Genomic DNA, 12,160 nt, shown 5'->3' on the forward strand with positions numbered 1-12,160 from the left:
GGCAAGTATTGCAAGTCAAAAGAATTTCTAATAGATAGTTATCAATCCATTAATCCTGAAGGAACTGATTGACTTGTTTGTAATTACGAAAACATTTATCCAGCTTCATCTTGGTGTCAAAATTGTTTTTATTCTAAAATTAAAGATTAAATCTTAAAGCGAATGGGGATGGATTGTCAGGATCCATTCGCTGATGCTTGATTTCCTGGATGATTATTATTTAACTGCTAGTTCTATTAGCTCTGGAGGATAGGTATGCTTCTTTCCTTCTCTGGAACAGATGTAAACTCTGCTACTACTGAAACAAATTCTTCTCCGTCTATGGTTTCCTTTTCGATGAGGATTTCAACGAGTCTATCCATAGCTTCCCGATGTTGCTTGACGATTTTTACAGTTTCGCTATAGCAATGCTTAACCATTTCCCGAACTGCCTCATCTATTTGGCGGGATATTGCATCTGAAATCTCGCTTCGAGTCATCAGGTCTCGTCCAATAAATACTTCTTGATTTCCGCTCTCCAGAGAGACTGGCCCTAAATCGCTCATGCCAAAACGTGTCACCATTTGGCGTGCCATGGATGCTACCTGCTGGATGTCTCCACCTGCACCTGTTGTGATCTCTGCATCGCCAAAAACAACATCTTCTGCTGCTCTGCCTCCTAGTGCTCCCATGATTCGAGCCTTGAGTTGGGCTCGAGTCACCAGCATTTGCTCTTCATCTGGAGCAAACCATGTAAGCCCCTGAGCCTGACCTCGTGGTATCAGAGTCACTTTTTGGACAGGGTCATGATCTTTAACTAATGTTCCTATTAGCGCATGTCCAACTTCGTGGTAAGCGATCAATCTCTTGCTACGTCCATCAGTGAGTGGGTGCCCTTCCATGCCTGCGATGATTCTGTCAACGGCATCGTCAATTTCATCAAGGCTGATAGCCTTTTTACGACGTCTAGCTGTTAGGATTGCCGCCTCATTAAGTAGGTTGGCAAGGTCTGCCCCGGTAAATCCAGGTGTCCTTCGGGCTACATTCTTTAAGGAAAGATCTTCTTCAAGTTTCTTGTCACGTGCGTGCACTTCAAGAATTGCAAGTCGTCCTTTGATGTCTGGTGCATCCACACTGACTTGCCTGTCAAAACGCCCTGGTCGCATCAGCGCAGAATCCAGTACATCTGGACGGTTTGTTGCTGCAATAATGATGATTCCGCTATTACCTTCAAATCCGTCCATTTCTGTTAACAGTTGGTTTAGAGTTTGTTCTCGTTCATCATTCCCGCCACCTATTCCGGCACCACGTTGTCGGCCTACGGCATCAATTTCATCAATGAAGATTAGGCAGGGTGTGTTCTCTTTTGCCCGTTTGAATAAATCTCGGACTCGACTCGCGCCGACACCAACGAACATCTCTACAAATTCCGAACCAGAAAGTGAGAAGAAGGGAACACCTGCTTCTCCTGCAATTGCTTTGGCAAGCAGTGTTTTGCCAGTGCCTGGAGGCCCTACCAGCAGAACACCTCTTGGAATTTGAGCACCTACCGAGGTGAAGCGTTCGGGTTTCTTCAGGAATGTCACCACTTCCTCAAGATCCTGTTTTGCTTCAGTTACTCCTGCAACATCATCGAATTTGACTCCAGTTTCAGCTTCCATTGCGAAGCGGGCTTTTGTCTTGCCGAACTGCATTGCCTGCCCTGGGCCTCCAGGCATTGAGCTTGATCGACGGGCCAGCAGAATTAGGCCGCCAATGAGGAGTAGCGGGAAGAGGAGATTGCCTAATAAGCCAAGCGCCGGAGGAGTGGTACGAGCAGGATGAATATCGAAACTGATCCCCTCGCTCTTGAGTGTGTTGATTAGCTCCGGAGCAAGACCGGGGAGATCAACTCTTAGCCGTTGTACGCGATTGTCGAGTTCGGGATCTACGGCTTCCACTACTGCATTCCGTCCACCGTCGTAAATATCCACGGCGGTGACTCTTCCTGCTTCCACGTAGTCGAGGAAGCGGCCGTAGCTCATCCGAGTAACCGCAGCATTGCGCGGAGCGAGAGTTGCGTTACTCGGCTGCTCTCCTGTGAGCTTGCCATTTCCTAAAATTTGCCAGGCGAGCAGCAAGGCAACACCGATGGGCAGCAGCCAGAGAGCAATGAGACGCCAGCGTTGATTCATCTGCTAGAGGATGGTTCACTGACTGTAACGGTGTCGATGGTTAGATCGTTGGCTGCTAGATCCTCTTCTGGCACCATCTTTCTGAGCTTTTGAGCTCAGATTCCCACTTGCGCTTTTAGATGCTGCTTTGAGCAACCAACATCTTTGAGCCAAAAACCGTTTTGTTTTTTCCAGAAAGGACGCATTGGTTGATTGAGTTATCAATCCCATGCAACCCGCTTTGCTTGCGTTGGGCGCTTGACCTCATTGTTTTCGTAGCGGGGGAGTTGTGATTGCTACCCCTTTTTTGATTTGCCTATTCTCTGAAAATCAAAAAGGTTTTACAGGCGCCGGAGGGCAACGATTGGGTCAAGTCTTGCTGCACGTCTGGCGGGCAAAACACCAAAGATCAAACCAATTGATCCAGAGAGACTAACGGTGATTAGAACGACGCTTATTCCGATTGCTGCCGGGAGAGGGGTCAAAACTCCGATTGTTGTGACGGCACCAACACCTACAGCTGTGCCAATGACGCCACCAAAGCTTGCAAGAACGAGTGACTCGATTAGGAATTGGCTCAATACATCGCTATTTCGAGCTCCTAGGGCCTTTCTTAGTCCGATTTCCTCAGTGCGTTCACTGACCGCAACCAGCATGATATTCATGATTCCGATTCCTCCTACTAGCAGCGATATCCCTCCGATTGCTGCCAACATGAGGGTTAGTCCTCCGGTGATTGTGTTGACGATGCTGAGGGCATCTTTCTGTGATCGAACTGCAAAGTCGTCATCTCTCAGGATTCGATGTCGTTGACGGAGCAGGTTGGTGATCTGGAATTTTGCTGCCCCCGTGCTTTCTTCATTCTTGGCTTCCACACTGATAAAACTAAGGCTGACGCCATAGGTTGGATCTCTGCCTGTGATCCGGCTAACCATTGTTGTGAGTGGAATGTACGCGTTTTCATCTTGATTGTTTCCAAACACTGCTCCTTTAGGAGCCATTACACCGATTACTTCAAATGATTGATCCTTAATTCGTAGAATCTTACCGACTGCAGCACTCGTTGGAAAGAGTTTATTGACAAGGTCGGGACCAATCACAACCACATTGCGTGCGCTACGAAGATCTAGATCACTAATAAATCTTCCACGGGCTACTTCGAAGTTGCGCACTGGTAGAAACGATGGGGTCACCCCAGAGATTGAACTCGTAGCACTTTGGGCACCCGCTTGAATCACCTCGCTTGAGCTGATCTGTGGTGCGACTTCTTTCACGCTTGGAACTTGCTCAGCGATTGCATCTGAATCTTCGATGACGAGATTTCGCGGGAAGGCCACACCGCGACGACGAGTGTCGTTGTTGCCAGGCACCACAAACAACACATTGGCGCCCAGGTTGCTTAGTTGAGCCTCAGCCAGATTCTGAGCCCCCCTGCCAACCCCTACCAGGGTGATGACAGAAGCATTGCCGATCACAATGCCGAGCATTGTCAGGAGACTACGTAGGCGATTGGCTTTAAGGGTTGAGAACGCCATGCTCACCGTTTCGATGAGCGGAAGTGAGCTATTCATGAGCCCTCAGTCCATTGAGTCGAGCTTCATTGGCAGCTTGCCGCCTGTGCCGCGATGAACTTTGCCATTACTGAGCTGCATTGTTACCACCTCTCCTTCAAGCAGGTTTCTCGTGGCATGTGCTATCCCAATGATGAACGGAATCCCTAGTCGTTTTGAGATCATTTCTGCGTGGTATTCCTCTCCTTCTTGTTCTGTAATCACTCCTGCAGACTTTCTGATTGCATCGAGATAGTCATCGCTTGTTTCATGAATGACCAGAATCTCGCCTGGTTCAATTTTTGTTGAGTCGTTTGGGGAGAAAGCAAATCTGACCTTGCCGCTAACGGTTCCATTGCCAATACCGATCCCTTGGCCAAGTACTGCACTGACAATTCCTACTTTGACAAGATCTGTGGACCCGCTCACGCCAGCAAGGGTTCCTGCAGTTTGAATTGTTAGATCTCCTTCTTTGAGAAGACCCAATTCCTGGGCAACAGCAATTGCATCACTGAAGGTTGCAGTGGTACTTTTTTGGGTTGGGACAAGCAGTGGGGTAACACCCCATGCCAATTGAAGTTTTCTTGCTACAGCCAATTTGTTGGTTACGGCCAAAATTGGCGCTGCTGGGCGGAATTTACTGACGTTGTGAGCAGTTGCACCACTTTCAGTTAGTGGCACGATTGCTGCCGCGTTGAGATGACTGGCGATGCTGCTTACGGCTGAACTAATCGCGTTGGAAATGGTGCTGGCTAGATAAGTTTCGATTGGACGCTGTGGATAGTCCCGTTCAATCCGTCTGGCAATGGTGGCCATCGTTTGAACCGCCTCCACTGGATAGTCTCCTACAGCGGTTTCGTTCGAGAGCATCACTGCATCAGTACCATCAAGGATCGCATTTGCTACATCACTGACTTCTGCTCTGGTGGGCCTCGGGCTTGAGGCCATCGAGTCGAGCATCTGGGTGGCTGTGATGATTGGAATTCCAAGGCTGTTGGCCTTGCGAATCAAATCCTTTTGCAGTAGAGGCACTTCTTCGGCTGGCATCTCAACGCCTAAGTCCCCCCTTGCAACCATGACTCCATCACAGAGAGGAAGGATTGAATCGATTTGATCAATCGCCTCAAATTTCTCGATCTTCGCGATCACTGGGGTGCTGTGCCCATGATCGCGGATGAGTTTGCGGATCTCTTTCATGTCCGAAGGGTTTCGCACAAAGCTCAGTGCGACCCAGTCCACCCCTTGCTGGAGGCCAAAGGCGAGATCTTGGCGATCTTTCTCTGTAAGGGCGCGAACCGAAAGCTGTACATCAGGGAAATTCACTCCCTTGTTATTTGAGAGCACCCCTCCCACCGTGACGATGCAGTGCAAGGTTTGTTCGCTTTGATCGATTTTTAAGACTTTCATCTCCACTCGACCGTCATCAAGCAAGATTCGGCTGCCGGTCGTGACTTCGTCTGCAAGCTTGTCGTAAGTGACGGTTGCCACTGACTGATTGCATTGAACTTGTTTGGAGGTCAGTGCGAAGGAATCGCCATTGGCCAGAGTGATAGGCCCCTTATCAAAACGACCCAGGCGAATTTTGGGGCCTTGCAAGTCTTGAAGAATGCCGATGTGCATTCCCAATTCATCAGAAACCTGACGGATGGTGGAGATGCGCTTGGCGTGCTCGTCATGGTCGCCGTGTGAGAAATTCAGCCGGAAGGTGGTAGCACCTACCTCAACGAGTTCTCGGATTCGTTCGGCGCTCTCGGTTGCCGGACCTATGGTGGCAACAATTTTGGTCCGTCGTGTCAGATCAATCTGGGCCATCAACGGGACCTGAAACATCGCGGAAACTACCATCCAGGCCTCAAAACGTTGTTATTGACAGCGTTGCCAATGATTTTCTATGGACATTAATCATTACCAGCATGGAGCTCGAGCTACGGCCCGCTATCCGAATGTGGGTCAGAACCCGATTTATCCAACCCTTGGGCTCACAGGTGAGGCAGGTGAAGTCGCGGACAAGGTCAAGAAGGTCCTTCGCGATCAACAAGGTGTTTTTGACCTGGATACGCGCCAAGCAATCAAGCTTGAGTTGGGAGATGTGCTTTGGTATGTAGCCCAGTTGGCTAGTGAGCTAGGTTTTGATTTAGAAGATGTGGCTCAAGCCAATCTCGATAAGCTGGCTAGCAGGGCATCACGTGGCCAGATCTCAGGAAGTGGTGATCAACGATGAAGGAGAATTTTTTGCAAAGCTCCATCTTCAAGGTAGTGCTCACTGCTGTTTTACTGGTTTTTAATCTGGTTTTCAGTGATCAAGCCTTAGCGGCAACCCTCAGTGTGGATCAGTTGAGTATCGATGCTTGTGATCAAAAGGATCCAGGTGCGCAGCCCAGTCTGACTAGGCCTATCGGCGCCAGTTGCTATGTGCTTTCAGGTGAGGTCACCAATCCAGGAAACTCTGCCGTGATTGATAGCGATGTTTTTGCTCAGATCTTGGATCCAAGTGGTGAACCTGTTTTGCCAAACCGCGCTCGGGTTGGTTCTATTGGCGACGTGCAACCCGGGTCAAGTATTTTTGCAGTGCGGTTGGCGATTCCGGCAGGAACTCCAGAGCCTTTACAAGTGAAGGGGGCAAAGGTAAAGGGATTCAAGGCTCCTGTTCGTACTCGTGCTGGAGACGATGATGAGCTGCTTCCGCTTGAACAGGCTGTAGACCCTGGTCTTTTATGGGGAACCAAGGCAGTGACCCCTTCGAAACAACCGCTAGATCAGCTGTAATAGCTCATTCCACTATTCAAGATCGCCACACTTGCAGTATTCAGCATTTGTTGCAGAAGACTCAGGGCTACTAACGCCAGGATCGCTGAGAGATCCAAGCCTCCAAGGGGAGGAATCAAGCCACGAAAAGCATTGAGGTAGGGATCTGTGATTGAGCTAACGGTGCTCAGTACTGGATTCGCCCAGTCCAGATTAGGGAACCAGCTCAGCAGCACGCGCACGATAAGCACTAGTGAGTAGATCTCAAGTGTCTGGGCTAGTACCTGTAGCAACGTGGCCAGGATTTGCATGGGTGAAGACAACTATTCTTAGAACTCTATGCAACCTGAGAAGGTTCGGCTGAACCTAAATCAGGAAGTACTGAGAAGGTTCGATGGAACTTTTCAGAGAGCGTGAGCCAATAAGACCTGCCCTCGCTCTGTCGTTTGCGTTCGATGAAGTTCTGAGCAACGAGTTCTTTGATGTGGTCGTAGGCGCCTGATCCCCGTATATCGATCAGCTCCGATTGAAGAATTCTTTTTTTCAGGGCAATGGTGGCAAGGGTTCTGAGTGTTGCTATGGAAAGATCTACGGGTAAAAGGTTGCGGACCAGCTCGCCAAGGCCTGGACACAATTGAAGGCTATATCGACCATTGTTCTCTTGGATCTCTAAGGCTGTATCTCGCTGTGCATAGCCTGCCGTCAGCGCAAGTAGAGCTTGCTCAATCAGTTCTTCAGTCTCATTGGCTAGCTCTGCCATCTCTTTGAGCGTTACAGGACGACCCTTCAAATAAAGAATGGCCTCTAAACGTGCTGGTAAGGAGAAGCTGGAGACCTCATCCCTCTCTTGAGCTGGGGAATCGGTGGCCATGGCAGGCCCTGGTATGGAATATGCCAAGTTACCGCGATCAAACGGTCTGTGCACCCAGAAATAAGCAGTAGGCGGGGTTGTTTGTTTCTTCCCAGTTTGGGTAGCCCAGATCTTCAAGAAAGCGCTGCCAATCGTCCATTTCGTTGTCCTGAACCAACACACCTACAACGATCCTGCCGACATCTGCTCCGTGATTGCGGTAGTGGAAGATGCTGATACTCCATTCAGGGTGAAGGGCACTAACAAAGGTCATAAGAGCTCCTGGTCGCTCAGGGAACTCAAAGCGATAGAGCAGTTCGCGACATCCATCTCGGCAAAGGGTTTTGGCTGAGGCAGGAAGCCGACCACCCACCATGTGACGAAGGTGCCCTTTGGTGAGCTCGTCGTTGCTGAGATCAAGGCATGCGAATCCTGACGACTGCAGTCGCGTTAAAAGCTTGGTTCGATCATCCAGGTCTAAAACCTGTACCCCGATGAATATTTGTGCTCTATCCCCTTCTGCCATTCGGTAACTGAATTCGGTGAGATTTTTCCCTGCAAGGACATTGCAGAGCTTTCGCAGGCTGCCTGCCTGTTCTGGGATTTCCACAGCGAGTATTGCTTCCCTTTCTTCCCCTAGCTCTGCTCTTTCGGCGACAAAACGAAGCCGTTCAAAGTTCATGTTTGCGCCACAGGCCACGGCCACAAGAGTGCGGTCTTGAAGATCACGTTTGGCGATATCTGCCTTCATGCCAGCAATTGCCAGTGCGCCAGCTGGTTCAAGAATTGAGCGGGTATCTTCAAAAACATCTTTGATCGCTGCACAGATTTCATCAGTGCTTACCGTCACCATCGCGTCTACGTGCATCTGGGCTAATGAGAAGGTGAGTTTGCCTACTTGACGTACAGCGACTCCGTCGGCAAATAGGCCAACATTGGGCAGCTGAATACGTTCACCAGCCTCAAGAGAGAGCTTCATTGCTGCAGCGTCGTAGGGCTCGACACCGATAATTTCGACTTGCGGCCACAAGCTTTTGACATAGGTGGCAATCCCTCCGATCAGTCCGCCACCGCCAACTGCGACATAGATTGCATCTGGTGGATCTTGGATCTGGCGCAGGATTTCTAGAGCAATCGTCCCTTGCCCAGCAATCACCTCTGGATCATCAAACGGGTGGATAAACGTGAGTCCATCTTTTTCACTGCGACGCATGGCCTCTTGATAGGCCTCGTCGTAGGTCTCTCCATGAAGTGCGACTTCAGCGCCAAGAGCACGGACTGCCCGTACCTTCATTTCGGGTGTGGTGATAGGCATCACAATCACAGCTCTGCAATTGAGATAAGAGGCGCTCAGTGCCACTCCCTGAGCGTGGTTTCCAGCACTTGAAGCAATCACGCCACGCTGCAACTCTTCTTGGCTGAGAAGGGACATGCGGTTATACGCACCACGCAGCTTGAATGAGAAGACTGGCTGTAGGTCCTCACGTTTCAACCAGATCTTGTTCTGAAAACGGCGACTGAGGTTTTTGGCCAGTTCCAGGGGGGTTTCATGGGCTACGTCATAGACACGTGCCCTCAGAATCCTCTGTAGATAATCGTCCATCACGACAGTCTTGCAATATTCAGATCCGTCAACTGTTTGCACTTGCCAGGGTTGCTTTCGTCGTTCTATAGCTGAGAAGACCTAGATTGAATGGGTTGGAGTGGGACAGGAACGCGAATGCGTCTGAGCGAGTTAACCCATCCGAATCAGCTTCATGGCTTGAGCATTGCCGAGCTTGAGGATGTAGCACGTCAGATACGGGAACGCCATCTTGAGGTGGTGTCCACCAGTGGAGGTCATTTGGGGCCTGGGCTCGGTGTTGTTGAACTCACCCTTGCTCTTTATCAAACTCTTGATCTAGATCATGATCGAGTTGTATGGGACGTTGGCCATCAGGCTTATCCACACAAGCTGATTACTGGTCGATATGGCGACTTCAATACCTTGCGTCAGCAGGGTGGTGTAGCTGGCTATCTGAAGCGTTGTGAAAGTTCTTTCGATCATTTTGGTGCCGGCCATGCCAGTACCTCGATATCAGCGGCACTCGGCATGGCCGTTGCTCGTGAGCGTCGTGGTGAATCGTTCAAATGTGTAGCTGTAATTGGTGATGGGGCTCTTACTGGCGGCATAGCACTAGAAGCTATTAATCATGCCGGCCATATGCCCAATACACCTTTTCTGGTTGTTCTCAACGACAACGACATGTCGATTTCTCCGCCAGTCGGAGCGTTGTCGACCCATCTAAACCGCATGCGCCACAGCGCGCCTGTGCAGTTCATCTCGGATAGCGTCGAGGAGAGGGTCAAGAGTCTGCCTTTCATGGGAGGGGAACTGCCTGCCGAACTCGACCTGCTCAAGGGCAGTATGCGCCGATTATCCGTGCCGAAGGTAGGGGCTGTTTTTGAGGAGCTTGGCTTCACCTACATGGGCCCTATTGATGGCCATGACATTGAACGCATGGTTCGAACCTTTGAGACGGCTCATAAAGTTGGTGGCCCTGTCCTCGTTCATGTTGTTACGACCAAAGGCAAGGGCTATCCCTATGCCGAAGCAGATCAAGTTGGCTATCACGCGCAATCTGCGTTTGATCTAAGTACTGGGAAAGCTCTTCCCTCAAAAGGAAAGAAACCACCGAGTTACAGCAAAGTGTTTGGCGAGACGCTCATCAAGCTTTGTCAGCAGGACAGCACTGTCGTTGGGATCACAGCCGCGATGGCCACAGGTACTGGCCTTGACCTCCTGCAGAAGGCTGTTCCTGAGCAATACATCGATGTAGGTATCGCTGAACAGCATGCTGTAACTCTTGCTGCTGGGATGGCTTGTGAGGGGCTCAAGCCTGTGCTGGCGATTTACAGCACATTCCTGCAGCGCGCCTTCGACCAATTGATCCACGACGTGGGGATTCAGAACCTGCCAGTGACCTTTGTGATGGATCGCGCAGGCATTGTTGGCGCTGATGGGCCGACCCATCAGGGTCAGTACGACATCAGTTATTTCCGGGCCATTCCTAATTTCACCGTGATGGCGCCCAAGGATGAGGCTGAACTTCAACGCATGTTGGTGACATGTCTTCAACATCAAGGCCCTGCAGCTCTCCGTATTCCAAGAGGATCAGGAGAGGGAGTACCTCTGCTTGATGAAGGCTGGAAGCCTTTGGCAATTGGTCGAGGCGAAGTGCTTTGTGAAGGTGATGATCTTTTAATCGTTGCTTATGGAGTGATGGTGCCTGCTGCGATGATCACAGCTCAGTTGTTGCAGGAAGCAGGTATCAAGGCCACTGTGATCAATGCTCGCTTTCTAAGACCACTTGATCAAGCCTTGATTCATCCGTTAGCCCGTCGTATCGGTAGTGTCGTCACGATGGAGGAGGGTGCTCTTGCGGGTGGTTTTGGTGCAGCTGTGGTTGAGTCCCTTAGTGATCAAGATGTCTTGGTTCCAACGTTCCGAATTGGAATCCCTGATCAATTGGTAGACCATGCCAGTCCCCAACAGAGCCGTGAAGCGCTGGGGCTCACACCAACACAGATGTCTGAACGAATTCAAGAACACTTTTGCTTGAATTCGAAGCCTTCTCTTGTAGGGCAGGAAGCACCGCAGGCCCTGTCAACCTGATCAATTGACTGTTTTGGTGGCAGGTGCAGGGCCAGCAGGAGCTCGGCTTGCACAACGACTTGCTAGCCAGGGGATTGCTGTAACTCTTGTTGAACGCTTAAGAGAAGCCAATCAGAATGCTTTTTCTAGTGCTGCCATCCCTATCCAGGCGGTGTCTGATCTCTGCATTCCTGCTGAAGCAATTGCCAGCCATTGGAAAGGGTGGCAATTGGTGGATCCAGATGGAATTCAACATCAATGGTGGTCTCAAGATGACCTTGGTGTGGTTCTCAACTTCGGCTCGCTACGTCAACAGCTCTGGCAGCAAGCTATAGAAGCAGGTGTTGAATTTTTATTGGGTTGGAGAGTTCATTCCGTTCTTACGGTCAATGACGGCGCAAACGTTGAATTGATTGGTCCAAATGGTTTGTGTCAAACAAGGAGAGTGAGCTGGGTGGTAGATGCCACAGGTCATCGCCGCCTTTTATTGGGTTCAACTGCAGGATCCAAGCTTTCTGATACCGATTGCATGCTTGAAGGTGCTGGCGTTGAGTGGATCCTGCAGGGTGATCAAAAAACAACAGCTCACTGGCGTGACCGGGTTTGTTTTTTTTTGGGATGCCAGTGGATTCAACATGGTTATGGCTGGATTTTTCCCATGGCTGGTAATCAGTTGAAGGTAGGAGTTTGCCGTCTGCCTCCTCCACTGAAGGAGTGCCTCGAACCGATGAGCAGCATCTTGAACCGCCTGCTTATCAAGAACCAGCTTGATCAGCTACCAGTTATCGATAGACATGGCGGAATCTTGCGCAGCAGCTTAAGGCGCAGTGAAGCTCACGTTGTTGGCAGGATTGTTGGAGTTGGCGACTCTATTAGTACTGCCAATTTGCTTGGCGGAGAAGGCATCCGTCATGCTCTCGTTAGTGCAGAGGTGCTTACTCCTTTGCTTGTTGAAGCCTGCTCTAATCCACCCAGTTCAAATCAAGACAAAGACAACATGGTCTTAATGCAATTTGAACGGCTCCTGCGTCTTCGTTTGGGTTGGCGCTGGAATCTTTCAGGTCGCTTGGCAAAGCGAACATGGTGGGGTTTGTGCGATCAAAAAGGCGATCGACGCTTGTCAGGTTTGATTAATGGGCTGTCAATGCGAGTCAGCGCTGAAGAACTGAGCCGATTGTTGTTCGAATACCGCTTTGAGCGCTACGGACTCCGTCTTCTTCCTTATTTAATGGGCTGGCGATGAATTCGC

The 12,160-nt window shown here is 50.2% G+C and carries 10 protein-coding genes; 4 read left to right on the forward strand and 6 right to left on the reverse strand.

Translation table 11 applies throughout. The features are described 5' to 3' along the window. Nucleotides 1–236 precede the first annotated feature (236 nt). The 3 genes from ftsH to pyk all read right to left on the reverse strand — a co-directional run bounded on the left by ftsH (nucleotide 237) and on the right by pyk (nucleotide 5,494). Complete coding sequence (gene ftsH / locus AKG35_RS03535) at nucleotides 237–2,153, reverse strand: ATP-dependent zinc metalloprotease FtsH (protein WP_011130055.1); 1,917 nt, start codon at nucleotides 2,151–2,153, stop codon at nucleotides 237–239. A gap of 320 nt (nucleotides 2,154–2,473) precedes the next feature. Next, nucleotides 2,474–3,703, reverse strand: a complete 1,230-nt coding sequence (locus AKG35_RS03540; RefSeq protein WP_011130056.1) for an ABC transporter permease — start codon at nucleotides 3,701–3,703, stop codon at nucleotides 2,474–2,476. Between the two features lie 6 nt (nucleotides 3,704–3,709). Next, nucleotides 3,710–5,494 (reverse strand): pyruvate kinase, encoded by a 1,785-nt coding sequence (gene pyk, locus AKG35_RS03545; RefSeq protein WP_041384965.1) that lies wholly within the window; start codon nucleotides 5,492–5,494, stop codon nucleotides 3,710–3,712. A 79-nt stretch (nucleotides 5,495–5,573) separates the two neighbouring features. Between pyk and AKG35_RS03550 the strand changes: the two genes are divergently transcribed. Then, on the forward strand, nucleotides 5,574–5,903 hold the full coding sequence (locus AKG35_RS03550) for a nucleoside triphosphate pyrophosphohydrolase family protein (RefSeq protein ID WP_011130058.1): 330 nt from the start codon (nucleotides 5,574–5,576) through the stop codon (nucleotides 5,901–5,903). Continuing rightward, nucleotides 5,900–6,448: a hypothetical protein gene (locus AKG35_RS03555; RefSeq protein WP_011130059.1), complete on the forward strand. Its 549-nt coding sequence runs from the start codon at nucleotides 5,900–5,902 to the stop codon at nucleotides 6,446–6,448. The genes AKG35_RS03550 and AKG35_RS03555 overlap by 4 nt, the downstream gene beginning before the upstream one ends. Here AKG35_RS03555 and AKG35_RS03560 read toward each other — a convergent pair. Genes AKG35_RS03560 through ilvA form a run of 3 tightly spaced genes read right to left on the reverse strand, consistent with a single transcriptional unit; the run spans nucleotide 6,439 to nucleotide 8,880 of the window. Then, nucleotides 6,439–6,738, reverse strand: a complete 300-nt coding sequence (locus AKG35_RS03560; protein ID WP_011130060.1) for a YggT family protein — start codon at nucleotides 6,736–6,738, stop codon at nucleotides 6,439–6,441. The genes AKG35_RS03555 and AKG35_RS03560 overlap by 10 nt on opposite strands. Nucleotides 6,739–6,764: 26 nt before the next feature. After that, nucleotides 6,765–7,298 carry an SMC-Scp complex subunit ScpB gene (scpB, locus tag AKG35_RS03565; protein ID WP_011130061.1) on the reverse strand — a complete coding sequence of 178 codons (534 nt, stop codon included), beginning with the start codon at nucleotides 7,296–7,298 and terminating at the stop codon, nucleotides 6,765–6,767. A gap of 37 nt (nucleotides 7,299–7,335) precedes the next feature. Next, a complete protein-coding gene (gene ilvA / locus AKG35_RS03570) occupies nucleotides 7,336–8,880 on the reverse strand; it encodes a threonine ammonia-lyase, biosynthetic (protein WP_011130062.1) in 1,545 nt (514 codons plus the stop codon). Nucleotides 8,881–8,997: 117 nt separating this feature from the next. Here ilvA and dxs point away from each other — a divergent pair, with 117 nt between their 5' ends. Together dxs and AKG35_RS03580 are read left to right on the forward strand one after the other, a co-directional pair. Then, nucleotides 8,998–10,932: a 1-deoxy-D-xylulose-5-phosphate synthase gene (gene dxs / locus AKG35_RS03575; RefSeq protein WP_011130063.1), complete on the forward strand. Its 1,935-nt coding sequence runs from the start codon at nucleotides 8,998–9,000 to the stop codon at nucleotides 10,930–10,932. Nucleotides 10,933–10,936: 4 nt separating this feature from the next. Then, nucleotides 10,937–12,154 (forward strand): NAD(P)/FAD-dependent oxidoreductase, encoded by a 1,218-nt coding sequence (locus tag AKG35_RS03580; protein ID WP_011130064.1) that lies wholly within the window; start codon nucleotides 10,937–10,939, stop codon nucleotides 12,152–12,154. The last annotated feature ends 6 nt before the right edge of the window (nucleotides 12,155–12,160 follow it).

Source organism: Prochlorococcus marinus str. MIT 9313 (assembly GCF_000011485.1).
GTDB classification, from domain to species: domain Bacteria; phylum Cyanobacteriota; class Cyanobacteriia; order PCC-6307; family Cyanobiaceae; genus Prochlorococcus; species Prochlorococcus marinus_D.